The sequence below is a fragment of the Micrococcus sp. FDAARGOS_333 genome, assembly GCF_002206575.2.
GTDB classification, from domain to species: Bacteria; Actinomycetota; Actinomycetes; order Actinomycetales; family Micrococcaceae; genus Micrococcus; species Micrococcus lylae.
The window spans coordinates 1,886,373-1,910,809 of sequence record NZ_NJFJ02000001.1 but is presented as its reverse complement, the minus strand read 5'-3'; the positions used below and the strand labels follow the sequence as shown (position 1 = coordinate 1,910,809).

Annotated in this window: 15 protein-coding genes and 1 pseudogene; 11 read left to right on the top strand and 5 right to left on the bottom strand. The window is 72.0% G+C overall.

Annotated elements, in window-relative coordinates; all coding sequences use genetic code 11:
• The first annotated feature begins 51 nt into the window (after window positions 1–51).
• From secD to CEQ11_RS08455, 3 genes are all read left to right on the top strand, one after another.
• Window positions 52–1,851, top strand: a complete 1,800-nt coding sequence (secD, locus tag CEQ11_RS08465) for a protein translocase subunit SecD (RefSeq protein WP_088478320.1) — start codon at window positions 52–54, stop codon at window positions 1,849–1,851.
• The gene (secF, locus tag CEQ11_RS08460; protein WP_088478319.1) at window positions 1,848–2,888 is read left to right on the top strand and encodes a protein translocase subunit SecF; all 1,041 of its coding nucleotides are present in this window, start codon (window positions 1,848–1,850) and stop codon (window positions 2,886–2,888) included. Before secD ends, secF begins: the two co-directional genes overlap by 4 nt.
• A 148-nt stretch (window positions 2,889–3,036) precedes the next feature.
• Complete coding sequence (locus tag CEQ11_RS08455) at window positions 3,037–5,337, top strand: bifunctional (p)ppGpp synthetase/guanosine-3',5'-bis(diphosphate) 3'-pyrophosphohydrolase (protein ID WP_088478318.1); 2,301 nt, start codon at window positions 3,037–3,039, stop codon at window positions 5,335–5,337.
• Between the two features lie 12 nt (window positions 5,338–5,349).
• Here the strand turns inward: CEQ11_RS08455 and CEQ11_RS08450 are convergent, their stop codons facing one another.
• Together CEQ11_RS08450 and CEQ11_RS08445 are read right to left on the bottom strand one after the other, a co-directional pair.
• Window positions 5,350–6,006 (bottom strand): hypothetical protein, encoded by a 657-nt coding sequence (locus CEQ11_RS08450; RefSeq protein WP_227718814.1) that lies wholly within the window; start codon window positions 6,004–6,006, stop codon window positions 5,350–5,352.
• A gap of 124 nt (window positions 6,007–6,130) precedes the next feature.
• The gene (locus tag CEQ11_RS08445; protein ID WP_227718813.1) at window positions 6,131–7,669 is read right to left on the bottom strand and encodes a DUF349 domain-containing protein; all 1,539 of its coding nucleotides are present in this window, start codon (window positions 7,667–7,669) and stop codon (window positions 6,131–6,133) included.
• 313 nt (window positions 7,670–7,982) lie between these two features.
• Here CEQ11_RS08445 and hisS point away from each other — a divergent pair.
• Window positions 7,983–9,332: pseudogene (hisS, locus tag CEQ11_RS08440) on the top strand (histidine--tRNA ligase); the annotation flags it as partial.
• Window positions 9,333–10,254: 922 nt separating this feature from the next.
• Here the strand turns inward: hisS and CEQ11_RS08435 are convergent.
• Window positions 10,255–11,535 (bottom strand): APC family permease, encoded by a 1,281-nt coding sequence (locus tag CEQ11_RS08435; protein ID WP_088478316.1) that lies wholly within the window; start codon window positions 11,533–11,535, stop codon window positions 10,255–10,257.
• A gap of 147 nt (window positions 11,536–11,682) precedes the next feature.
• Here CEQ11_RS08435 and aspS point away from each other — a divergent pair, with 147 nt between their 5' ends.
• Window positions 11,683–13,533 carry an aspartate--tRNA ligase gene (gene aspS, locus CEQ11_RS08430; RefSeq protein ID WP_088478988.1) on the top strand — a complete coding sequence of 617 codons (1,851 nt, stop codon included), beginning with the start codon at window positions 11,683–11,685 and terminating at the stop codon, window positions 13,531–13,533.
• A gap of 152 nt (window positions 13,534–13,685) precedes the next feature.
• Here the strand turns inward: aspS and dtd are convergent, their stop codons facing one another.
• Both dtd and CEQ11_RS08420 read right to left on the bottom strand, forming a co-directional pair.
• Window positions 13,686–14,138: a D-aminoacyl-tRNA deacylase gene (dtd, locus tag CEQ11_RS08425; RefSeq protein WP_088478315.1), complete on the bottom strand. Its 453-nt coding sequence runs from the start codon at window positions 14,136–14,138 to the stop codon at window positions 13,686–13,688.
• Between the two features lie 367 nt (window positions 14,139–14,505).
• Entirely contained in the window at window positions 14,506–16,278 is a 1,773-nt protein-coding gene (locus CEQ11_RS08420) for a choice-of-anchor I family protein (RefSeq protein WP_088478314.1), read from the bottom strand.
• Window positions 16,279–16,626: 348 nt separating this feature from the next.
• Between CEQ11_RS08420 and CEQ11_RS08415 the strand changes: the two genes are divergently transcribed.
• The 6 genes from CEQ11_RS08415 (at window position 16,627) to mltG (ending at window position 24,429) form a co-directional block, all read left to right on the top strand.
• On the top strand, window positions 16,627–18,072 hold the full coding sequence (locus CEQ11_RS08415) for a replication-associated recombination protein A (RefSeq protein ID WP_088478313.1): 1,446 nt from the start codon (window positions 16,627–16,629) through the stop codon (window positions 18,070–18,072).
• Window positions 18,073–18,358: 286 nt separating this feature from the next.
• Window positions 18,359–18,985 (top strand): 30S ribosomal protein S4, encoded by a 627-nt coding sequence (gene rpsD / locus CEQ11_RS08410; protein ID WP_067189454.1) that lies wholly within the window; start codon window positions 18,359–18,361, stop codon window positions 18,983–18,985.
• Between the two features lie 239 nt (window positions 18,986–19,224).
• Window positions 19,225–19,644, top strand: coding sequence for a hypothetical protein (locus tag CEQ11_RS08405; RefSeq protein ID WP_067189456.1), 420 nt, complete (start codon window positions 19,225–19,227; stop codon window positions 19,642–19,644).
• The gene (gene alaS / locus CEQ11_RS08400) at window positions 19,641–22,352 is read left to right on the top strand and encodes an alanine--tRNA ligase (RefSeq protein ID WP_088478312.1); all 2,712 of its coding nucleotides are present in this window, start codon (window positions 19,641–19,643) and stop codon (window positions 22,350–22,352) included. The genes CEQ11_RS08405 and alaS overlap by 4 nt, the downstream gene beginning before the upstream one ends.
• A complete protein-coding gene (gene ruvX, locus CEQ11_RS08395; RefSeq protein WP_088478311.1) occupies window positions 22,352–22,882 on the top strand; it encodes a Holliday junction resolvase RuvX in 531 nt (176 codons plus the stop codon). The genes alaS and ruvX overlap by 1 nt, the downstream gene beginning before the upstream one ends.
• Window positions 22,879–24,429, top strand: a complete 1,551-nt coding sequence (mltG, locus tag CEQ11_RS08390; protein ID WP_102957512.1) for an endolytic transglycosylase MltG — start codon at window positions 22,879–22,881, stop codon at window positions 24,427–24,429. Before ruvX ends, mltG begins: the two co-directional genes overlap by 4 nt.
• Window positions 24,430–24,437: the final 8 nt, after the last annotated feature.

Sequence of the window (24,437 nt, the reverse complement as noted above, 5' to 3'; positions counted from 1 at the left end):
GACCCGGCCGCCCCGGCCGGGTCGCTCGATCTGTGGAGAGCCTGAACGCCCATGGCATCGAAGACCCCCGCGAGCGCGGCACGTCGCACCCTGACGTGGCTCGGCGCGCTCATCGCCCTCATGGCCGTCGTGCTCGGCATCGGTGTGGCCACCCATCAGGCCACCTGGGCCCCGCGCCTGGCCCTGGACCTCGAGGGCGGCACCCAGATGGTGCTCGCCCCCGAGACCGCAGGCGGCCAGCGCGTCACCCCTGAGCAGCTCGACCAGGCCGTGGAGATCATCCGCGCCCGCGTGGACGGCTCCGGCGTCGCCGAGGCCGAGGTCGCCACCCAGGGCGCCGAGAACGTCGTGGTGGCGATGCCGGGCACCCCGGACGACCAGACCCGCCGCCTCATCCAGGCCTCCGCGGACATGGAGTTCCGCGCGGTGCTGCAGTCCGGCCCCGCCGAGCCGGTCGCCGAGGACCAGCGCACCCCGAAGGACGACTTCCCGAAGCCGGAGGGCGAGCCGAAGGACGCCTACGACCCGAACTGGCTGACCCCGGACCTGCTGGACGAGTTCCAGAAGACCGACTGCACCGTCCCGCGCGACCCGGGTGCCGAGCCGCTGCCCACGGACAAGGCGGCCGTGGTGTGCCAGACCGCCACCGAGGAGCAGATCGCCGAGGGCACCGGGCAGAGCGCCAAGTACATCGTCGGCCCCCAGGTGATCCCGGGCACCGACATCGCCGACGCCACCAACGACATGGCGAACACCTCCACGGGCGTCTCCACCAACCAGTGGGTCGTCAACCTCTCCTTCAACAGCGAGGGCACCGAGAAGTTCCGCGAGGTCACCCAGAAGCTCACCCCGTACCCGGAGGGCGACCCGCGCAAGCAGTTCGCCATCATCCTGGACGGCACCGTGCTCTCGGCCCCGCAGTCCCAGGCGGTCATCCCCAACGGCCAGGCCCAGATCTCCGGCCCGGGCTTCAACGAGGTCACCACCGCCGAACTCGCCGAGCAGCTGTCCTACGGTGCCCTGCCGATCAGCTTCACCATTGAGTCCGAGCAGCAGATCTCCGCGACCCTCGGCCAGGACCAGCTGTTCTGGGGCCTCGTCGCGGGACTCATCGGCCTGCTGCTGGTGGCCGCCTACCAGTTCTTCCAGTACCGCGTCCTCGGTCTGCTGACCTTCGCCTCGATCATCGTGGCCGGCGTCATCACGTGGCTCGCGATCTCGCTGCTGGGCTGGTCCGACAACTACCGCCTGTCCCTGGCCGGCATCGCAGGCCTGATCGTGGCGATCGGCCTCACCGCCGACTCGTTCATCGTGTACTTCGAGCGCATCAAGGACGAGCTGCGCGCCGGCAGCACGATCGACGCCGCCGTCCGCGAGGGCTGGAAGCGCGCCTCCCGCACCATCTGGGCCTCGAAGGCCGTGAACCTGCTCGCCGCTGCGGTGCTGTACTTCGTGGCGGTCGGCAACGTCCGCGGGTTCGCCTTCACCCTCGGCCTCACCGCGATCGCCGACCTCATCGTGGTCTTCTGGTTCACACACCCCATGATGGTGCTGCTGTCCCAGACCCGCTTCATCGGCGGAAGCCACCGCATGTCCGGCCTCGACCCGTCGCTGCTCGGCCGTGAGCCGCTGTACAAGGGTGCCGGGCGCGTGCGTGAGTTCAAGACCCCGCCGAGCGATCAGACGGCACAGGGGGCCTCCGGCGGTGCCGAGCGGCGTCGCCGCCGCTCGCGCGGGGAGGCGGCCCGCCGCCAGACCATCGCCGAACGCCGTCGCGCCGAGCGCGAGGCCGCCTCGCCGGCCGCCGGCACCACCACCACGTCCGAGCGCACCCAGGAGGACGGCCAGTGAACCGCTTCGCTCAGTGGGGCAACGCCCTCTACACCGGACACAAGTCCTACCCGTTCGTCCAGCGCTGGAAGACCTGGTTCGCCGCCGCGGCGATCCTGCTCCTGGTCGCCGGCGGACTGACCCTGATGCGCGGAGGCTTCAACCTCGGCATCGAGTTCCGCGGCGGCTCCGAGTTCGTGGTCTCCTCCGTTCAGAACACGGACGTCGCCGCAGGCGAGCAGGCCGTGCGGGACGTCGCCGCCGACGGCATCGCCACGGTCACGAACATCGCCCCGGGCACCATGCGCGTGCAGACCGAGCGCATGGACGACGCCCAGACCCTGCAGGTCGCCCAGAACCTCCAGGACGCCTACGGCGTGACCGCGGACCACGTGACCTCGAACTTCGTGGGCCCCACCTGGGGTGCCGCCGTCTCGCAGCAGGCCCTGATCGGTCTGGTGATCTTCGTGGTCCTGGTGACCCTGTTCATGGCGCTGTACTTCCGCACCTGGAAGATGTCGCTGGCCGCGGTGATCGGCATGCTCTACGTGGTGGCGCTGACCGCCGGAATCTACGGTGCCACCGGCTTCGAGGTCACCCCGTCCGCCGTCATCGGCTTCCTGACCATCCTGTCCTACGCGCTCTACGACACCGTGGTGGTGTTCGACAAGATCCGCGAGAACACCCAGACGGTCCACGAGGACGCCGACCGGACCTTCGCGGAGAACGTGAACCTCGCCGTGAACCAGACGCTGGTCCGCTCGATCACCACCTCCGTGGTGGGCATCCTGCCGGTGGGCTCCATCCTGTTCATCGGCGCGGGTCTGCTCGGTGCGGGCACCCTCTCCGACATCGCCCTGGCCATCTTCGTCGGCATCATCGTCGGCACCATGGCGACCCTGTTCATCCAGGCGCCGCTCTACGCCCTGCTGCGCCGCGGAGACGGGGACGTCACCGATCACGACGGCGCCGTCCTGGCCCGTCGCGAGTCCTCGGGCCGTGCCCCGGAGGGCGGGACCGAGGGCGTCGACGGGACCGAGCCGGCCGCCCGGGCCTGACCTGGGACCACACGGCCGACCGCACGTCCGCCGGACACACGCACATGCCGCACGGCGGCGCGAGCGCGGGGAGGTAGACTCCCCGCTATCGCGCCGCCGTTCGCGTCGAGACGGGACACCCCACGTCCCGGGGAGGAGACACGCAGCCATGACCCCGCCCTCCGTGTCCGACGCCGACGCTCGCCGCCCCGAGAAGTCGCCCCGTCCCCGTGGACGCATGGCACGTCTCACCGGTCGTCACGCCACCGAGTACTCGCCCATCCTCGAGCCGCTGATGCGCACCCTGCGCACGCGCTCCCCGCGGACGGACTTCAAGGAGGTCATCCGCGCCTACACCGTGGCCGAACGCTGCCACGAGGGCCAGATGCGCCGCTCCGGGGACCCCTACATCACCCACCCGGTGGCCGTGGCGACGATCCTCGCCGAGCTGGGCCTGTCCGGGCCCACGATCTACGCCGCCCTGCTGCACGACACCGTGGAGGACACGGACTACTCGCTCGAGCAGCTGCGCAAGGACTTCGGCGACGAGGTCGCGGTGCTGGTGGACGGCGTGACCAAGCTGGACAAGGTCACCTACGGTGCCGCCGCGCAGGCCGAGACCGTCCGCAAGATGGTCATCGCCATGGCCCAGGACGTGAACGTCCTGCTCATCAAGCTCGCCGACCGGCTCCACAACGCGCGCACCTGGCGCTACGTGTCCCCGGAGTCCTCCGCCAAGAAGGCCCAGGAGACCCTGGACATCTACGCGCCGCTGGCCCACCGGCTCGGCATGAACACGGTCAAGTGGGAGCTGGAGGACCTGTCCTTCGCCGCGCTGAAGCCGAAGGTCTACGCGGAGATCGTCCGCCTGGTGGGCGAGCGCAACCCCGAGCGCGAGAAGCACATCGAGCGCCTGCGCGAGGAGATCAGCGCCCGGCTGCGGGACAACCGCATCAAGGCCACCGTCACCGGCCGCCCCAAGCACTACTACTCGATCTACCAGAAGATGATCGTGCGCGGGAAGGAGTTCGACGACATCTACGACCTCACCGGCATCCGCGTGCTCGTGGACTCGGTGAAGGACTGCTACGGCGCGCTCGGCGTCCTTCACGCGCAGTGGAGCCCGCTGCCGGGTCGGTTCAAGGACTACATCGCGATGCCGAAGCTCAACATGTACCAGTCCCTGCACACCTCCGTGATGGGACCGGGCGGACGTGCTGTGGAGATCCAGATCCGCACCTTCGACATGCACCGCCAGGCCGAGTACGGCGTGGCCGCGCACTGGATGTACAAGGCCAACGCGGCCGCCGGGACCGCGAGCTCGTCCACGCCGCAGTGGCTGCGCTCGGTGATGGACTGGCAGAAGGACACCCGGGACCCGGACGAGTTCCTGCACTCACTGCGCACGGAGATCGACGCGGACGAGGTCTACGTCTTCACACCCAAGGGAGAGATCCGCTCCCTTCCCGCCGGCGCGACCCCCGTGGACTTCGCCTACTCCGTGCACACCGACGTGGGCCACCGGACCATCGGTGCCCGCGTGAACGGCAAGCTGGTCCCGCTGTCCTCCCAGCTCCAGCATGGCGACACCGTGGAGGTGTTCACCTCCAAGGCCGAGAACGCCGGCCCCAGCCACGACTGGCTCGGCTTCACCGTCTCCCCGCGCGCCAAGTCCAAGATCCGCCACTGGTTCGCCACACAGCGCCGCGACGAGCAGATCGAGCGCGGCAGGCAGTCCCTGACCCGTCAGCTGCGCCGCGAGAACCTGGCTGTCCAGAAGGTCCTCGGCGGCGAGGAGCTTCCCGCCGTGGCGGCCGAGCACGGCCTGAACGGCCTAGACGCCCTGTTCGCGCAGATCGCCGACGGCCACCTCTCCGCACAGAACGTGGTGGAGAAGGTCCAGGCGAAGCTGGCCCCACCAGAGGAGTCGCCGACGGCCCCGTCCTCCGAGACCGCGCTGGGGGAGATCGAGCTCGAGGAGATCGTCAAGCGTCCCGTGAAGCGTCCGCCGTCCTCCGACGGCGGCGCGACCGGCGTGCTGGTCCAGGGGAACGCGGGGATGATGACGAAGCTGGCACGCTGCTGCAATCCGGTGCCGCCGGACGAGATCTGCGGCTTCGTCACCCGCGGCTCCGGCGTGTCCGTGCACCGCAGCGACTGCAACAACGTGGACACCCTGCTCGAGCAGGAGCCCGAGCGCCGCGTGGACGTCGCCTGGGCCCCCACGCGCAACGCCGTGTACCTGGTGGAGATCCAGGTGGAGGCGCTGGACCGCACCTCGCTGCTCTCGGACGTGACCCGTGTGCTCGCGGAGAACCACGTGAACATCCTGTCCGCGTCCGTGAACACCACGCGGGACCGGGTGGCCATGAGCCGGTTCGTCTTCGAGATGGGCGACCCGATGTACCTCAACCACGTGGTCAACGCGGTCAAGCGGATCGACGGCGTCTTCGACGTGCGCCGCACCTGACGGCTGCGCCGGTCAGGACAGCAGCTCGGCCAGGCGTCGGCGGGCCCGGACGATGCCGGGCCTGCGCCGCGGCGGCGCCAGCCGTTCGACGAGTCCCTCCGCCCCGAACCGGGCGATCAGCCGCGCCGCCGCCCGGCCCTCCTGGGAGCCGTCGGCCAGCAGCAGGTCCTCCACGGTGCGCCCCACCGTGGTCACGCGCACCGGGCCGAGGAGCACGACGTCCGCCTCGGCCGGCGCGGCAGACCCTCCGACGGCGGCCACGTCCGCCTGCGTGAACGTCCACCCGGGCCCGTGGTCCCGTGCCGGCGGAGGCCGGTGGTAGTGGGCTACGGCGATGTGCAGCGTGCGCGGCAGCGGGCCTCCCGCGTGCAGCCACGCCGCCGTCAGCCCCATGGCCGTCCACCCTGCCGTCAGCAGCGGGCCGGCCACGAGCCAGACCGCGTCCGCGCGCATGCGGGGGTCCACCGGGCGGTCCGCCGGAGCGTAGACCCGGCCCAGCAGGTGGTGCAGGGCCCCGGCCGAGACCAGCGTCTGCAGCTCCGCGTCCGCGAAGTCCGGACCGGCCGCCCAGACCTCGGTCGTCACCGTCCGGTCGGTGGGCGGGGCCGGGATCGGGCCGGGCACTGCTGCGGTGAGGGGGACGGGCGCGTCGGCGGCGGAGGATCTCATGGCGTCCATCCTGCGCCAGGTGCGCGCCCGCTGCCGCCGGGGTGTGGACAACGCAGACGGGCGGCCCGGCCGAATGCCGGACCGCCCGTCGGGCGCAGGCCGCGTCGTCCGCGGCGGGACAGGCTCAGGCCAGGTCGGCGGCGGAGGCCTCCAACGCCTTCTTCCACTGCAGGCGGGCGTCGAGCGCCTCCTGGGCCTGGGCGATCTTCTTCTCATCGCCGGCGGCCTTGGCCTCCTCCAGCTCGGCCTCGAGGCCGGCGATGGTCTCCTCCAGCTGGGTCAGCGCGGAGTTCGTGCGGGCCTTGGTCTCCGGGTCGGTGCGGCGCCAGTGCTCGTTCTCGGCCTGCTTGAGGGCGTCCTCCAGCTCGCGGAAGCCGGCCTCCATGCGGCGCACGTCACCGCGCGGCACTCGACCGGCCTCCTCCCAGCGGCCGCGCAGCTCGTTGAGCGCAGCACGGCCGGCCTTGACGTCCGTGAAGGGCAGGAGCTTCCTGCCGTCGGCCAGGATCTGCTCCTTGACCTTGAGGTTGGCGCCGTATTCGCGGTCGATCTCGGCGTTGGCCTCGTTGCGGGCAGTGAAGAACACGTCCTGTGCGGCACGGAAGCGGGCCCAGAGGGCGTCGTCCTCCTTGCGGGAGGCACGCGGTGCGGCCTTCCACTCGCTCATCAGGTCGCGGTACTTGCCGGTGGTCACGCCCCAGTCTGTGGAGGAGGAGAGCTCCTCGGCGCGGGCGATGAGGCGCTCCTTGACCTGCTTCGCCTCCGCGGACCGGGCGTCCAGACGGGAGAAGTGCGCCCGGCGGGTCTTGTCGAACTGGGTGCGGGCGCCCCGGAAGCGCTTCCAGAGGCCGTCCTCGACCGACTTCGACAGGCGCGGGCCGGTCTTCTGGGCGGCCTTCCACTCGTCGAAGAGCTCGGCCATGCGCTTGGAGGCCTTCTTCCACGGCATGCGCTCGGCCGGGGTGGCGGCGAACTCCTCGGCCTCGGCGACGATCGCCTCGCGGGCGGCGAGCTGCTCGGCCTGGGCGGCCTGACGGGCCTCGGCCTCGGCGGCGCGGTAGTCGCCCAGCAAGGTCTCCAGAGCCGCCAGACGGGTGCGCAGCGCGTTGATGTCGCCCACCATCTGGCGCTCCTGCACGGTGGCCTTCATCTGGTTGAGGGCCTTCTGGAGCTCCGAGGACGGTGCGCCGGCGGCGATGCGCTGCTCGAACAGCGCCATCTGTGCGCGGACGTCGTCGTACTTGCGCACGAAGTAGGCCACGGCCTCCTCTGCGGTGGCGTCGGGGACCTGGCCGACGGTGTGCTCCTCCTGGCCGTCCAGCAGCACCACGTGGCCGTCCTCGGTCACGCGGGCGAACTGCGCGGCCGTGGCCGGATCGGTCGGCTCGACGGTCGGGGCCGGGGCGGCGGGCTTGGCTGTCGCCGGGGCGGCTGCGGCTGGGGTGGCCGGCCTGCCCGGCTTCATGGCGGCCGGGGAAGGAGCAGCCGGCTTCGCCTCGGTCTTCTCGACCTCCGGTGCCTTCTCGACCTCCGGGGCCGCGGGCTCAGCCTGGTGCCCGGCCGGTGCCTGCGCGGCGTCGGTGGTCGGCGCGCTCTCGACCTGCGCCTCGGCGGCGTCGGCGGTCGGCTGCTGGTCGTCGGACTTCTGATTCTCAGTGGTCACCGCTGGAACTCTCCCTGGACGGGCCCGTTCGCGCTGACGTGCGCGGGCGGGTCGGGATGGACACGAACAGGGCAAGCCTAGCCGCGAAAGCACAGAAGCGCCCGGCAACCCCGGCCACATGCGTGGGCGAGGCGGTGGACGAACCCGGCGGCCGTCGTCGCGCCCCTGGTCACGCGTGCTCCCGGGCACCCCGCCGGGGGAGGGCCAGGTCCCGGACCGCCGCCGCACCGGCCGCACCGCAGCAGCGCCGCCGCCTAGACTGGGCGGGTCAGTCCCGTCCGCACGACGGCCCGATCCGAGACGAAGGAACCCCATGGCCCGCAAGTCCTCCCTGTCCGGCTTCCCCGAGTGGCTCCCCGCTGAGCGCGTCGTCGAGCAGCATGTGCTGGACACGCTGCGTCGGACCTTCGAGCTGCACGGGTTCGCCGGGATCGAGACCCGCGCCGTGGAGACCCTGGGCCAGCTGCTGCGCAAGGGTGAGGTGGACAAGGAGGTCTACGCCGTCTCCCGGCTGGCCGAGGACCAGGAGGTCGCCGAGGGCCGGCGCTCGGCGACGTCCCCGGACGACCCCAAGCGCCTGGCCCTGCACTTCGACCTCACCGTGCCCTTCGCCCGCTACGTGGTGGAGAACGCCGGCCACCTCGCCTTCCCGTTCCGGCGGTACCAGATGCAGAAGGTCTGGCGCGGCGAGCGGCCGCAGGAGGGCCGCGCGCGCGAGTTCACCCAGGCGGACATCGACATCGTCGGTGACGGGCAGCTGTCCCCGCGCTATGACGTGGATGTCGCCCTCGTGATGGCCGAGGCGCTCGGCGCCCTGCCGATCGGCGACTTCCTCATCCGCATCAACAACCGCAAGCTCGCCGAGGGCTTCTACCGCGGCATCGGCCTGACGGACACCGCCGGCGTGCTGCGCAGCATCGACAAGCTCGAGAAGGTCGGCCCCGAGGAGGTCGCCCGCCTGCTGCAGGAGGAGGTCGGGGCCTCCGCCGAGCAGGCAGAGCAGGCCCTGGCCCTGGCCGCCATCCGCACCGAGGACACCTCCTTCGTGGAGCAGGTCCGCGCCCTCGGTGTGCAGGACGACCTGATGGAGGAGGGGCTCACCGAGCTGGCGGAGGTCATCGGCACGATGCACCGCCGCGCCCCGGGCCGGGCCGTCGCCGACCTCTCCATCGCCCGCGGCCTCGACTACTACACCGGCACCGTGTACGAGACGGTCCTGGTGGGCCATGAGCAGCTCGGCTCCATCTGCTCCGGCGGCCGCTACGACGCCCTGGCCTCCAAGGGGAACCGGACGTTCCCTGGCGTCGGCCTGTCCATCGGCGTCACCCGGCTGGTGATGCGCATGCTCTCCCAGGACATGGCCGTCGCCTCCCGGGCCGTTCCCACCGTGGTCTACGTGGCCCTGACCGCGGACGAGGACTGGTCGGCCGCCCAGGACGTGGCCGGCGTGCTGCGCGAGCGCGGCATCGCCGCCGAGGTGGCCGTCACCGCCGAGAAGTTCGGCAAGCAGATCAAGTACGCGGATCGCCGCGGCATCCCGTATGTCTGGTTCCTGGGGGCGGGGGAGTCCGGCCATGAGGTCAAGGACATCCGCTCCGGCGAGCAGGTGTCCGCCGACCCGCAGACGTGGATGCCTCCGGCCGAGGACCTGGTCCCGCAGGTGACCGCAGGCTGCGCCGGGCCCCGTCCGTGGAGCAGTGGGAGACACGACGTGGTACCAGCCTCAATGACGACGTCGTCCGGTGACGGGGAGAGCTCGCCGTCCTCCGAAGGGCTGCCCCCGGTCCAGGAGATTCAGGCCCGGCTGGCGGAGGTGGTGAGTCATCTGCCTGATCTTCCCCTCCACTGGGAGGTGACGGCCGGGCAGGCCCCTGCCGGGCACCCCTGGGTGCGGATCGCCGCGGTGCGACGCGGTCTGCTCGGCGATCCGACCGTCGTCGGCGCCTTCCGGATCGATGATCGCGAGGCGGTCTTCGACGTCACTGCGGAGCGTTCGCCCGAGGGCGCGCTGGTCCACGACGCCCTGGCCCGGGTCGCGGCACAGCACTTCCCTGCGGCGGCCGTTCCCGGACGGCCCGGCAATCGTTACTCGGTGCGCTGGTGCGGCCCGGATCCCGACGACGCCCCGGCCGGTGAGTACGTGGTGCAGTGCGCCGGCACGGGTGCCGAGACCGTTCGGATACGGTGCCGGCCGCTGACCCCGGGCCGGTCATGGGGGTTCCAGGTCGTCCGGCCGGATTCGACGTCGTCGTCCTGGTTCGAACTGTCCCTCGACCGCGTGGTCGACGAGCGCCTGGGGGAGCCGGACTCCACGTTCTGGGCCGTCTACAACGGCATCGACGACGACAGCCGGGTCCTCGCCCACGCCACGATCCCGGCCTCCGGCAGCGTCGTCTGGCACACCCATCCGGCGCTCATGCCGGACGCGGCCTCCGACGCCGGGGAGATGCTGCTCGCCCTCGTCGAGGCGCTCGCGCAGCTGCAGGTCACGACCGGTCCGTGGCCCGCGTGGGCGCCGCCACCGCGGTGACAGGAGCAACCGATGCAGTGCGGGCCCAGACCTGCGCGGTCCGGTCTTCCGACACTCAGCGGCCGGCCCGGTAGTCGTCCTTGGCACGCACGAACGCGCGTCCTCCGGCACCCACCAGGAACACGCCGAGCATGGCGAGCACGGACATCGGCGGCAGGGTGAACGCCAGCACCAGGCAGAGGACCAGGCCGAGGATGTTCACGGCACGGGGCACACGCAGCGGGCGGGCGCCGGAGAGCGTGAGGGCGGAGAGATTCGTCACGGCGTAGTAGACGAGCACGCCGAAGGAGCTGAAACCAACCACGGTCAGGATGTCCGTGGCGACCACGAGCAGGACCACGGCGGCGCCCACCACCGTCTGCCCGACCCAGGGCGTCTGCGCCGGTCCGCCGACCCTCGCCAGCGGACGCGGCAGGTCGCCCTCACGGGCCATGGCCAGGGCCGTCCGGGAGATGCCGGTCAGCAGGTTCAGCATGGCGCCCACGCACGCCAGGGCGGCCGCCACCAGGGCCACCCAGCCCCATCCGGTGCCGAGCGTGGCCTCGAGCCCGGCGCGCACCGGGGCCTGGGACAGCGCCAGCCCGGTCCCGCCGAGGGCGCCGAGCAGGCCTGCGGCCAGCAGCACGTAGAGCACCACCGTGAACGCCAGGGCGCCCAGCACGGCGCGCGGGATGGTGCGGCGTGGGTCGATGACCTCCTCGCCCATCGTGGCGACGCGCGCGTAGCCGGCGAAGGAGAAGAACAGCAGGCCCGCCGCCATGAGCACCCCCAGCGCGGACGGATCCCCGAGCGCCTCCGCGCCCTCGGCGTCCCCGCCCCGGTCCCGGAGGGCCAGCCCGGCCACCACGGCCAGGGCCAGGACCGCCAGGACGGGGATGAGGATCGCCACCGTGACCTGGGCGGTGCGGGTCGCGCCCAGCACGGCCACCACGGTGAGCACCACGACGGCGGCGACGCCCACGACCCGGGCGAGCAGGCCGTCGTCGGGAAAGACATAGAGGCCCACGGTGGCCGCCATGGCGGCCACGGACGCGGTCTTGCCGGTGACGAACCCCCAGCCGGCCAGGAAGCCCGGCCACGGGCCGAGCTGCTCACGGCCGTACACGTAGGTCCCGCCGGAGGCCGGATGCACGGTGGCCAGCTGGGCGGTGGACAGGGCGTTGCACGTCGCCACGACGGCCGCCAGGCCCAGCGCCAGGTACAGGGCACCGGCGTGGCCGCCGGTCAGCGCGGCGGCCAGGCCGAGCGCCGTGAACGCGCCGGCGCCCACCATCGAACCGACGCCGATCACGGTCGCCTGGGGCAGGGTCAGGGTGCGCTGCAGGGTGCCGGACACGGCCGTCCTCTTCCTCGGGTGCGGTCGGTGGAGGGGGTGCCGGTAGACTCTGGGCGGTCGCACCCCTGTCCTGCATGACTACCACAGCGGTGTGGCACCCCCATGAACCCGCGACGACGTCCGGCGACCCCGGACGAGGAGGAACCCGTGCTTCGCACCCACACCCTCGGCGAGCTGAATGCCTCGCTCATCGGCCAGACCGTCACCGTCACCGGCTGGGTGGCCCGCCGCCGGGACCACGGCGGCGTGGCCTTCGTGGACCTGCGCGACCGCTCCGGCTTCGCCCAGATCGTCGTCCGCGATGAGGCGGACTTCGACCCGCTGCGCAACGAGTGGGTCCTGAAGGTCACCGGCGTCGTCGAGCGTCGCCCCGAGGGCAACGAGAACCCGAACCTGCCCTCCGGCGAGATCGAGCTGATCGTGGACGAGCTGACGGTCCTCAACCGTGCCGCCGCCCTCCCGTTCCAGGTGGACGAGCACGTGGAGGTCGGCGAGGAGACCCGCCTGCGCCACCGCTACCTGGACCTGCGCCGTCCGCAGCCGGCCAAGATCATGGCCCTGCGCTCCGAGGCCAACCGCATCGCCCGCGAGCTGCTGCACTCCGAGGGGTTCCTCGAGGTCGAGACCCCGACCCTCACCCGCTCCACCCCGGAGGGCGCCCGTGACTTCCTGGTCCCGGCCCGCCTGGCCCCGGGCTCCTGGTACGCCCTGCCGCAGTCCCCGCAGCTGTTCAAGCAGCTGCTGCAGGTGGGAGGCATCGAGAAGTACTACCAACTGGCCCGCTGCTACCGCGACGAGGACTTCCGCGCGGACCGTCAGCCGGAGTTCACCCAGCTGGACATCGAGGCCTCCTTCGTGGAGCAGGACGACATCATCACCCTGGGCGAGAAGATCGTGCAGGCGCTGTGGGCGAAGGTCGGCGTGGACGTCGACCTGCCGATTCGCCGCATGACCTACGACGAGGCCATGACCAAGTACGGCTCGGACAAGCCGGATCTGCGCTTCGGCCTCGAGCTGACCGACCTGACCGAGTACTTCAAGGACACCCCCTTCCGCGTGTTCCAGAACGAGTACGTCGGCGCCGTCGTGATGCCCGGCGGCGCCTCCCAGGCGCGCCGCACCCTGGACGCCTGGCAGGAGTGGGCCAAGCAGCGCGGCGCCAAGGGCCTGGCCTACATGCTCATCCAGGAGGACGGCACCCTCACCGGCCCGGTCTCCAAGAACATCACCGAGGAGGAGAAGGCCGGTCTGGCCGCCGCCACCGGCGCGAACCCGGGCGACTGCATCTTCTTCGCGGCCGGCAGGCCGAAGGAGTCCCGCGCGCTGCTCGGCGCCGCCCGCGTGGAGATCGGCCGTCGCTGCGGCCTGTTCAAGGACGCCGGCCCGGAGGTTCCGGTGCACGAGGCCGACTGGTCCTTCGTGTGGGTCGTGGACGCCCCGATGTTCGAGCCTGCGGCGGAGGCGGAGGCCTCCGGCGACGTGGCCGTCGGCTCCGGCGCGTGGACCGCCGTGCACCACGCGTTCACCTCGCCGAAGCCCGAGTTCATGGACACCTTCGACACCGACCCGGGCTCCGCCCTGGCGTACGCCTACGACATCGTCTGCAACGGCAACGAGATCGGCGGCGGCTCCATCCGCATCCACGACCAGGACGTGCAGAAGCGTGTCTTCGAGGTCATGGGGCTGTCCCAGGAGGACGCGGAGGAGAAGTTCGGCTTCCTGCTGGAGGGCTTCAAGTTCGGCGCCCCGCCGCACGGCGGCATCGCGTTCGGCTGGGACCGGGTGGTGGCCCTGCTGGCCGGCACCGACTCGATCCGCGAGGTCATCGCGTTCCCGAAGACCGGCGGCGGCTACGACCCGCTGACCGCGGCTCCGGCCCCGATCACCGCGCAGCAGCGCAAGGAGGCCGGCGTGGACGCCAAGCCGGAGGACAAGAGGGCCGCCGCCGAGCAGAAGGAAGCCGCGAAGGGCGAGGCGAAGGGCGAGGCGAAGCCCTGATCTCGGACCGGACCTGACGGCTGAGCGGGCCTGACGGCTGAGCGGGCCCATGGGGGACCCTGCGTGGACGTGGCCGCTCTCAGACGAGGAATCGTCCTGAGGGCGGCCACGACCGTTCACGGTCGGGGTTGTCCACGTCCGCGGCTGTTCCTTCAGCCCCGCCGCGGGCCCTTGAGCTCGTCCGAGTCCACGATCAGCGTGAACGGGCCGGAGTTGGTCAGCGTCACCTCCATCTGGGCGCCGAACACGCCGCGCTCCACGCGCACGCCGGCGGACTCGAGCTCGGCCATGAACCGCTCGTAGAGCGGCTTCGCCCGGTCGCCCTTGGCCGAGCGGGTCCAGGACGGTCGGCGGCCCCTGCGCACGTCCCCGTAGAGGGTGAACTGGCTGATCACCAGCGCCGGGGCCTCGGCGGTGAGCAGGGACCGCTCGTCCTCGAGCATCCGCAGCCCGGCCACCTTCTGCGCCACCTGCACGGCCTCGGCCTCGGTGTCCTCCACGCTCACGCCCAGCAGGACCACCAGGCCCTCGCCCTCGAACCGTCCCACCACCTCTCCGGCGACGGTCACGGACGCGGAATCGGCTCTCTGGCATACGGCACGCATGGGCACCATGCTCGCACGCCCCGTCACCGGGCGGACCCCGCAGAGGACGCACGCCCCGCCCTCGGTGAGCCCCAGCAGAGGACGCCCGCCCCGTCTCCGGTGAGCCCCAGCAGAGGACGCCCGCCCCGTCTCCGGTGAGCCTCGCAGTAGACGCACGCCCCGCAGAGGACGCCCGCCCCGTCTCCGGCACGTCCCCCAGAGGACGCACGACGACGGAGCGCACCTGACAGCGTCAGGTGCGCTCCGTCGTCGGGATGGGTGCGGCGCGGCTGTGCTATGACCGACCGTCTGTGTGCGGTGCGTCGGAATCCGGCCCGTCAGGACGTCGATTCCGACCCGTGGCACACAGCCGACGTCCGCGGCCGGGTCACTTCCGGGTGGGGTTCACCTCGTAGACGGTGGTGGAGCCGGAGACCTCGTTGGCCACGATCAGCAGGGCCACGCCGGACGGGGACTCGGAGGCGGGGACGAACTCGAGGCCCTCGGCGCCCATGTCGCCGTAGTTCGCCTCGTCGCCGGCCTCGGCGTCCCAGTTGCGCTCGTTGACGTAGTCCACGAAGGTCGCGGCGGTCGGGTCGGTGATGTCGAAGACCATCACGCCGCCGATGCGCTCCAGGCCCAGGAAGGCGTAGGTGCGGCCCTGGACCTTGCCGACCACCACGGACTCCGGCTCCGGACCCTTGTCGTCGGAGCGGTTGTCGAAGGACGGGGTCTCGTCGTTGTTGGCGTTGAACGCCTCGGCCGGCAGCTCGCCGGCGGCGATCAGGTCCGCGATGGTCTGCTCCACCAGACCGGCGGAGTCGAAGAGGCGCTGCCCGTCCGCGGTGTAGACGGAGAAGCCGCGGCCGCCCAGGGTGTGCAGCTGGGCGATGCACTCGCGCTCGGCGTCCCAGCCGAGGTCGGTGAGCACGTTGAGGCGGCCGAGGTTCTCGTTCTCCTGCAGTTCGGCGGCGTTCGGGTACTCGGCCTCGCAGAGGGTCAGGTCCTTGACGCGCTCGGTGTCGACGTAGTCGCCCCACTCGCGGGAGTCACCCTCGTTGGCGGTGAGGATCAGGTCCTGGCCGCGGTGGCGGTAGACGTCGATGCCGTCCGGCATGGGGACCCCAAGCACCGGCCAGTGGCGCAGCTCGATGCCGGAGTCCCGGTTGGAGGCGTCGAACTTCCCCTCGGTGGACCAGTCGGTGAGCTGCAGGGCCCAGAAGTCCTTCAGGGAGGCCGACTTCAGGTCCACGGCCGCCACCGCGTTGGCCTCCTGCACGGAGACGTAGGCGGTGCGGCCGGTCGGGTCGATGGTGACGTACTCCGGCTCGAGGTTGCGGGCGATGTACCCGGCGTCCGGCTGGCCGGCCGGGGTCTGCACGTCCGGGCCGAACACGCGGACGCCCTCCGGCAGCTCGGTGCCCTCGTCGAAGGCGCGGAAGTCCACGGTGCGCACCGAGTCCTGGGACAGGCGGGAGAACTGCTGCGCGCTCCTCGGGACGGTGATCACGGAGATCGAGCCCTCCGGGTCCACGGAGAAGTCGTCGGCCGGCTCGCCTTCGTTGGCCACCACGGCGTAGCCGCCGGAGAAGGCCACCGAGTCCGGGAGGGCGCCCACGCGGACGGCACCGAGCGGGGCCAGGGTGGAGGTCTGGAAGAAGGCGACCCAGCCGAGGTCGGTCTTCTCCGGGGCCTCGACCGAGACGGCCATGATGCCGCCGTGCACGGCCACCGAGTTCACGGTGGAGCCGGCCGGGATCACCGAGCCGTCCGCGGCGGCCACGCCGGCCATCTCGAGGGTGGAGGAGTAGGTCGGGGCGGCGGCGCCGTCCACGTCCAGCACGTCCACGGCGCCGTTCTCCGCATTGACCACGAAGAGGCGGTCGGTCGAGGCGTCGAAGGCCGGGATCTCGGCGGCCGAGGCGTCGAACACGCCGGTCTCGTGGGTGCCGGCCGGGGACAGCTCCACGGTCTTGCCGGAGGGGTTGGCCTTCTGGCCGTGGCCCTTGCCGTGGTTGCCCGCGTGGTGGCCCTTCTGCGCGGCGGCCGAGTGCGGGGCCGGGGCGGCGGTGGTGGCGGGGGCGAGGACCGCGGCGGACAGGGCCGTGGCGGTCAGGGCGGTCGCGGCCGCGGCGGCGACGGTGCGGTGCAGGGTGCGCATGGGTGAGGAGACTTCCTTCGTCGGTTCGGCCGTCGGGCGCAGCGCAGCGCCCGGGCATCGGCGGGGACCCGTCCACCTGACACGTCCCGGATGAACCCAGGGTGAGCGCAGTGTGACGCGACCGGCACGGGGAGCGGAACGGCCGTCGTCGGGAAGGTGGCCGTCAGGACGGCGGCCGGCTGGAACGGGCACCGCCGCCGCTGCCAGGGGCCCTGTCGCGCAGGATCGTCCCCGTCCCTGCGCGGGTGCCCTGTGGCGGCGGATGCGGGCGCCGCCACGGACTGCCGGTGCTCACCGCGCGCCCCGCCCGTCCACCGTGTCCGGCCGAAGCCCTAGGATGGTGGGGCCATGAACGACCTCTTCACCTCCGCCCAGGACCCCGACGACGGCGCCTCGCCCTCCGGCGACCGCCTGGCCTCGGGCGTGTCCCGCCAGGCCGAGGCGTCCGTGCGCTCCTCGGCCGCGCCGCTGGCGGTGCGCATGCGTCCGAGGTCGGTGGAGGAGATCCTCGGCCAGGACCACCTGCTCCGCCCCGGTGCCCCGCTGCGCAAGCTCGCCGCTTCCTCGGGTGAGGGCTACACGGGTGCTGCGGGGCCCAGCTCGATCATCCTGTACGGGCCGCCGGGCATCGGCAAGACGACCATTGCGCACGTGATCGCCCGCGGCGAGGGCCGGAGGTTCGTGGAGCTGTCCGCCATCTCCGCCGGTGTGAAGGACGTCCGCCAGGTGATGGACCGCGCCCGCGAGGAGCGTGACCTCTACGGGCGCACCACCGTGCTGTTCCTGGACGAGATCCACCGCTTCACCAAGGCTCAGCAGGACGCGCTGCTGCCGGGCGTGGAGAACCGCTGGGTGGTGCTCGTGGCGGCCACCACGGAGAACCCGAGCTTCTCGGTGATCGCCCCGCTGCTGTCCCGCTCCCTGCTGCTCACCCTGCGTCCGCTGCAGGATGCGCACATCGAGGGGCTGCTCGCTCGGGCGGTGGAGGACGAGCGCGGCCTGAACGGCGCGGTGGTCCTCTCGGAGGCTGCCCGGGACTACCTCGTGCGCATGGCCGGCGGCGACGCCCGCCGTTCCCTGACCGTCCTGGAGGCCGCCGCCGGCGTCGCCCTGGACCGCGTGGAGCAGGAGGGCCTCGACGAGGACGAGGAGGGCATCACCGTCACCGAGGCCGACGCCGCACAGGCCATGGACCGTGCCGTCCAGCGCTACGACAAGGACGGAGACCAGCACTACGACGTCATCTCCGCGTTCATCAAGTCCATCCGCGGCTCGGACGTGGACGCCGCCATGCACTACCTCGCCCGGATGCTGGAGGCGGGGGAGGACCCGCGGTTCATCGCCCGGCGCCTGATCATCTCCGCCTCCGAGGACGTGGGCATGGCCGACCCCACCGCGCTGCAGACCGCGGTGGCCGCCGCGCAGGCCGTGCAGCTGATCGGCATGCCGGAGGGGCGGATCGTCCTCGGCCAGGCCGTCACCCACCTGGCGACCGCGCCGAAGTCCAACGCGAGCTACAACGCGGTGAACGCCGCCATCGCGGACGTGCGCGCCGGCGGCACCGGCCAGGTCCCGCCGCACCTGCGCGACGCCCACTATCCGGGAGCCGCCGCCCTCGGCCACGGCGAGGGCTACGTGTACTCGCACGACGAGCCCCACGCCGTCGCCCGCCAGCAGTACGCCCCGGACCCGCTCGTGGGGAAGGACTACTACGTCCCCAAGCCGATCGGCCACGAGAAGCGCCTGGCCGAGCAGGTCGCCGCGCTGCGCCGCATCCTCCGCGGCGCCGGCTGAGACACCTGGTAGAGTGGTCCACCGTCTGGCAGGCGTCGCGTCCCGGACGATCCCCCTCACCCCGCTGAGAACGGGCACCTGTGTGCCCGGCACGGCTGCGTGGGGGAGCGCGGCGCCGTGGTGACGACGGGCCCGCGATGTGCCCCTCAGCCCTCCGACGGATCGACCGGAGGCCAGGTTCCGCACCGTTCTCGACCCCGCACGGCCACGCCGTGCCCGGGCGCTTGACGGCGGCGCGGAGACAAACCCGAACGGCATCGCACGTCAAGGAAAGTGAGGACCACCCATGAGTGGCAACCTGCGCACCCGCCGCACTGTGCGGCACTCCCGCGCCCTGGGCATCGCCCTGACCCCGAAGGCCGAGAAGTACATGGAGCGCCGTCCGTACGGCCCCGGTCAGCACGGCCGCGCCCGTCGCCGGGCGGACTCCGACTACGCGGTGCGCCTGAAGGAGAAGCAGCGCCTGCGCGCCCAGTACAACATCCGCGAGGCCCAGATGCGTCGCTACTTCGAGGAGGCCAAGCGCACCGAGGGCCTGACCGGCGAGAACCTGGTCGAGCTGCTCGAGATGCGCCTGGACGCCCTGGTGCTGCGCGCCGGCTTCGCCCGCACCATCCAGCAGGCCCGCCAGTTCGTCGTGCACCGCCACATCACCGTGAACGGCAAGCGCGTCGACATCCCGTCCTTCCGTGTGAAGGAGGGCCAGGTCATCGAGGTGCACGAGCGCTCCGCCAAGTTCGAGCCCTTCCAGGTCGCCGCCGCCGGCGCCCACCAGCAGGTCCTGCCGGCCACCCCGGGCTACCTGACGGTGGAGATCGACAAGCTGCGCGCCACCCTGTCCCGCCGCCCCAAGCGCTCCGAGGTCCCGGTGACCTGCGAGGAGCAGCTTGTGGTCGAGTACTACGCGCGCTGATCCCGTCCTCGTCAGGCCGCCTCGGCGGCCTCACGACGACGTCACGCGTCTCCGGCAGGCCCGGCCCCCTCGTCGAGGGGCCGGGCCTGCGGCGTGTCCGGGCCCGTCCGCTGTGTGCGGAATCTCGGGGCCAGGCCCGGGGATTCTGCGGCGTTCTGCCGCTGACCGGCGGTAAAGTCGTCCAGGACCGTGTCCCAGATCGACGAGCGCCCGTGCAGCGGGGCAGAAGGTGGGCAGCGATGATCAAGCAGGTGCTGATGCTCGGCGCCGGTGCCGCCGCAGGCTGGATCGGCCACATGGCCCTGGGCAGGGGCCGCGACGCCGCGGCCGTCAAGGCCGAGGAGACGCTGCGCACCACCCTCCATCCGTCCACTCTCGGCCGCAACGCCGGGGCCGCCACCGCCACCCTGCTCGCCGAGGGCGCCCGTGGCTTCGCCGCCCAGCTGCGCGAGGAGGTCCCCGCCTGGAGGACCGTCTCCGACCGCCTCGGCACCCAGGGCCGCCAGACCATCAGCGGCGAGACCGTGGACGCCCCGTCCGCGGCGGGCACCGGCGCCCCCGGGCAGGGCGCTGCCGGATCCGCCGCCGCGCAGGGCGCCGCGACCGGGCACGAGACCACCACGACCCCGCAGACCACCTCCGAGGAGCACACCGCATGAAGACCCAGGACATCGCCCAGCGCTGGCTGGACTTCTTCGAGAAGAAGGGCCACACCGTGGTCCCGTCCTCCTCCCTGGTGTCCCCGGACCCGTCCCTGCTGTTCACGGTGGCCGGCATGGTGCCCTTCATCCCCTATTTCCTGGGCGAGCAGACACCGCCGTACGAGCGCGCCGTGTCCGTCCAGAAGTGCATCCGCACCGCGGACATCGAGGAGGTCGGCAAGACCGTCCGCCACGGGACCTTCTTCCAGATGTGCGGCAACTTCTCCTTCGGCGACTACTTCAAGGAGAAGGCCATCCCGATGGCCTGGGAGCTGCTCACCACCCCGCAGGAGGAGGGCGGCTACGGCCTGGACCCGGACCGTCTGTGGGTGACCGTCTACAACGACGACGACGAGGCCGCGCAGATCTGGCAGGACGTGGTGGGGCTGCCGGCCGAGCGCATCCAGCGCATGGGCGAGGAGGACAACTACTGGAACACCGGCCAGCCCGGCCCGGGCGGCCCGTGCTCCGAGATCTACTTCGACCGCGGTCCCGAGTACGGCGTCGAGGGAGGCCCGGCGGCGGACGACACCCGCTACCTGGAGATCTGGAACCTCGTGTTCATGCAGTACCGCCTCTCCGAGGTCCGCTCCAAGGACGACTTCGACATCGCCGGCGAGCTGCAGCACAAGAACATCGACACCGGCCTCGGCCTCGAGCGCCTCGCCATGCTCCTGCAGGGCGTGGAGAACATGTACGAGACGGACCAGGTGCGCCCGGTCCTGGACCGCGCCGCCGAGCTGGCCGGCGTGGAGTACACCTCCACCGAGGACCCGAAGGACCCGCACTACGACGACGACGTGCGCCTGCGCATGATCGCCGACCACGTGCGCTCCTCGCTGATGCTCATCTCGGACGGTGTCACCCCGGGCAACGAGGGCCGCGGCTACGTGCTGCGCCGGCTGATCCGCCGCGTCATCCGCGCCATGCGCCTGATGGGGGTGACGGACCCGGTGCTGCCGGAGCTGCTGCCCGTCTCCCGGGACGCGATGGCCGGCACCTACCCGGTGGTCGCCGAGCAGTGGGACCGCATCCGCCGCGTGGCGTTCAACGAGGAGAAGACCTTCTCCCGCACCATCGCCGCCGGCACCGCCCGCCTGGACGCCGCGGTTTCCACCGCGAAGTCCGAGGGGCACGGTCTGGCCGGCAGGGACGCCTTCGAACTGCACGACACCTACGGCTTCCCGATCGAGCTGACCCTCGAGATGGCCGCTGAGGCCGGCGTCGAGGTGGACGAGGCCGGATTCCGCGCGCTCATGCAACAGCAGCGCGACCGCGCCCGTGCGGACGCCAAGTCCAAGAAGTCCGGCCATGCGAACACCGAGGTGTACCAGCAGCTGCGCGGCCAGGGGCAGACCCACTTCACCGGGTACACCGAGTTCGCCACCGAGTCTGTCATCCGCGGCCTGATCGCGGACGGCGCCTCCGTGCAGTCCGCCTCCGCCGGCCAGGAGCTGGACCTGGTGCTCGACGCCACCCCGTTCTACGCGGAGGCCGGCGGCCAGGCCGCGGACCGCGGCGTCATCACCGGCGACGGCTTCGAGCTGGACGTCCTGGACGTCCAGGCCCCGGTGAAGGGCCTGTCCGTGCATCGCGTCCGCGTCAGGCAGGGCGAAGTCTCCGCCGGGGCCGCCGCCCTCGGATCCATCGACGTGCAGCGCCGCCTGGACGCCGAGAAGGCGCACACCGGCACGCACATCGTGCACGCCGCGCTGCACGAGATCCTCGGCAGGGAGGCCACGCAGTCCGGCTCCTTCAACAAGGAGGGGTACCTGCGCTTCGACTTCCGCTGGTCCGAGGCCGTCTCCCCGATGGCCCGCTCGGAGATCGAGGACCTCGCCAACGTCGCCATCCGGGACAACCACACCGTCCTGACCAAGGAGATGTCCCTGGACGAGGCCAAGGCCATGGGCGCCCTGTCCCTGTTCGGCGAGAAGTACGGCGACCGCGTCCGCGTGGTCGAGATCAACGGCGACTTCTCCCGTGAGCTCTGCGGCGGCACCCACGTGAACCGCACCGCGGAGATCGGCGCCCTGACCCTGCTCGGCGAGCAGTCCGTGGGCTCGGGCAACCGCCGCGTGGAGGCCCTCGTGGGTCTGGACGCGTTCCGACACCTGGCTGCCGAGCGCACCCTCGTCTCGGACCTGTCCGAGATGTTCAAGGCTCCGGCCGACCAGCTCAAGGACCGCATCGGCGCGACCATGGAGAAGCTCAAGGCCGCCGAGCGGCAGATCGCCGAGCTCAAGGCCGCGCAGCTGCAGGCCGAGGCCGGCCGGCTCGTGGCCGAGGCGCAGGAGGTGACCACCGCCGGCGGCACTGCCGTCACGGTGCTCGCCCACCACGCCGGTGCCGTGGACGGCGGCCAGCTGCGCTCGCTCGTGCTGGACCTGCGCACGCGACTGGAGTCCGCCGCCGGCAACGCCGCGGGCACCCCGGTGCTCGTCGCCATGACCGCCGAGGCCAAGGGACGTCCGCTCATCGTGGCCGCCACCAACGAGGCCGCCCGCGCGGCGGGCCTGAAGGCCGGTGCCATGGTCAAGGTCGCCACCGGCGTGCTCGGCGGCGGAGGCGGCGGCAAGGACGACGTCGCCCAGGGCGGCGGTCAGGACGCCGCCAAGGTGGACGAGGCCCTGCGGGCCGTGGCCGAGGCGGTCCGCTCCGCGTGATGACCGAGCAGCAGCCGGACATTGGCACCGACGCCGTGCGCCGCGGGCGCACCCTCGGCGTCGACGTCGGGCGCGCCCGCGTCGGCCTGGCCTCCGCGGACCCGGACGGGCTGATCGCCACCCCGCTGCGCACCCTGCGGCGCGACACGAAGAAGGGCTCGGACGTGCGGCTGGCCGTGCAGGAGGCCCTCGAGGCGGAGGCGGTGGCCGTCTACGTCGGTCTGCCGCTGAACCTGCAGGGGCAGTGGACCCCGTCCACCGAGGACGCCGTGGCCTACGCGTCCCGGCTCGCCGAGGCCTTGGCCGAGGCCGGCTCGGGCGCCGTCGTCCGCCTCGTGGACGAGCGCATGTCCACAGTGACGGCGCAGCGCGGGCTGCAGGCCTCGGGACGCTCCGTCAAGGACAGCCGTGAGGTGATCGACCAGGCCGCGGCCGTGGCCATCCTGCAGGCAGCCGTGGACACGCAGCGTCGGACCGGCGCGTGGGCCGGCGACCCCGTCGACGACGTCATCCGGAAGGAGACCCAGTGACCCGCCCCGGAGACGAGACGCCCCCGGAGGCCGACCCGCATCAGGGCCCGTTCGAGAGCCTGCCGTCGAGCGTCCCGGACGACGACCTGGTCGACACCTTTCGCCTGCCGGGCGAGCCGGCTCGCAGCACGGAGGCCGCCCCCGTGCACCCGGACGGTCCCGCGTCGCCGCCGGAAGACCATGCCGCCGGTCAGGCCGGTCAGGACCCTGCCGCGTCCGCCGGCGCCTCCGGCCCTCCCGACGACGGCCGCCCTGCCGGGCAGGGCGTCTCGCCCGGGCCGACGGACGACTCCGACGGCGCCCCTGCCGCCGGCTCCGGCGACCGGCGCACCTCAGGTGCGGGCCGTCGTCGTGACGAGGAGCTGTATGCCCCCGGCGAGGAGCCGCGCGAGGTGGACCCGGACGACCCCGGCTGGTCCCTGCTCGGCGCCCAGGACGACCGCGAGGACGCGCAGGGTGAGACGGAAGAGGACCCCGTGGCCGCCGAACGACGACGTCTGCGCCGTCGACGCCGGCTACGAGGCATCATCGTCATCGGCGTGCTGGTCCTGGTGATCGGCTCGATCCTCTCCCGTGTCATCGGCGGCCTGCTGCCCGGCGACGCCGCAGACTACCCGCGCACCAGCGGGGACACGGTCACCTTCACCGTGAACGACGGCGAAGGCGCGATCCTCATCGGCCGGCGCCTCGAGGAGGCCGGGATCGTGGCCTCGGCCGAGGCGTTCAGACAAGCCGCCGAGATGTCCCCGGGCAAGCACATCCAGCCGGGCGAGTACGACATGCAGGAGCAGATGACCGCCGAGGACGCGGTGGAGTCGCTCCAGGGCGCCGGCCGCGGGGCCGTCGCCTACGTGGCGGTCAACCGGGGCGAGCGCCTGCAGGAGGTCCTCGACTCCCTGGCCGCCGCGACGCCCCACGACCGCGCCGAGTTCGCCGAGGCCGTCTCCGACCCCCAGAAGTACGGGCTGCCCGAGCAGGCGACGACGGTCGAGGGCTACCTGGCCTCGGGCGAGTACCGCCTGCCGCTGAAGGACTCCGCCGAGGACATGGTCCGCGCGCTGATCGACCCGACCTTCGCGGAGCTGGAGAAGATGGGGGTCACGGACCCGGACGAGCAGTTCCGCACCGTCACGATCGCCTCGATCGTGGAGGCCGAGGCGCTCCCGGACGACTACCCCATGGTGGCCGGCATCATCGAGAACCGTCTGAAGCCGGACAACCGCGAGACCGACGGTCTGCTGCAGATCGACGCGACCGTCATCTACGGCCTGGGCGAGCGGCGCCTGCAGTTCTCCTCCGCCGAGCGCCGCGACAAGTCCAACGAGTACAACACCTACGTGCACGAGGGCCTGCCCCCGGGCCCGATCGGTGCCCCGTCCCTGAAGGCCATCGACGCGGCGGCGAAGCCGAAGGAGAACGACTACTACTACTGGGTCACCGTGGACATCTCCACGGGCGAGACCAAGTTCGCCAAGACCTACGCCGAACACCAGAAGTACCAGGACGAGTACCGGGCCTACTGCCGCGAGAACCCGGACATCTGCTGACCCGCCCG

What these genes read in the sequence shown, in the direction of transcription:
- secD (WP_088478320.1), top strand. Translation starts at nt 52, where the DNA reads ATGGCATCGAAGACCCCCGCGAGCGCGGCACGTCGCACCCTGACGTGG.
- CEQ11_RS08455 (WP_088478318.1), top strand. Translation starts at nt 3,037, where the DNA reads ATGACCCCGCCCTCCGTGTCCGACGCCGACGCTCGCCGCCCCGAGAAG.
- CEQ11_RS08450 (WP_227718814.1), bottom strand. Translation starts at nt 6,006, where the DNA reads ATGAGATCCTCCGCCGCCGACGCGCCCGTCCCCCTCACCGCAGCAGTG.
- dtd (WP_088478315.1), bottom strand. Translation starts at nt 14,138, where the DNA reads ATGCGTGCCGTATGCCAGAGAGCCGATTCCGCGTCCGTGACCGTCGCC.
- CEQ11_RS08420 (WP_088478314.1), bottom strand. Translation starts at nt 16,278, where the DNA reads ATGCGCACCCTGCACCGCACCGTCGCCGCCGCGGCCGCGACCGCCCTG.
- CEQ11_RS08415 (WP_088478313.1), top strand. Translation starts at nt 16,627, where the DNA reads ATGAACGACCTCTTCACCTCCGCCCAGGACCCCGACGACGGCGCCTCG.
- rpsD (WP_067189454.1), top strand. Translation starts at nt 18,359, where the DNA reads ATGAGTGGCAACCTGCGCACCCGCCGCACTGTGCGGCACTCCCGCGCC.
- CEQ11_RS08405 (WP_067189456.1), top strand. Translation starts at nt 19,225, where the DNA reads ATGATCAAGCAGGTGCTGATGCTCGGCGCCGGTGCCGCCGCAGGCTGG.
- alaS (WP_088478312.1), top strand. Translation starts at nt 19,641, where the DNA reads ATGAAGACCCAGGACATCGCCCAGCGCTGGCTGGACTTCTTCGAGAAG.
- ruvX (WP_088478311.1), top strand. Translation starts at nt 22,352, where the DNA reads ATGACCGAGCAGCAGCCGGACATTGGCACCGACGCCGTGCGCCGCGGG.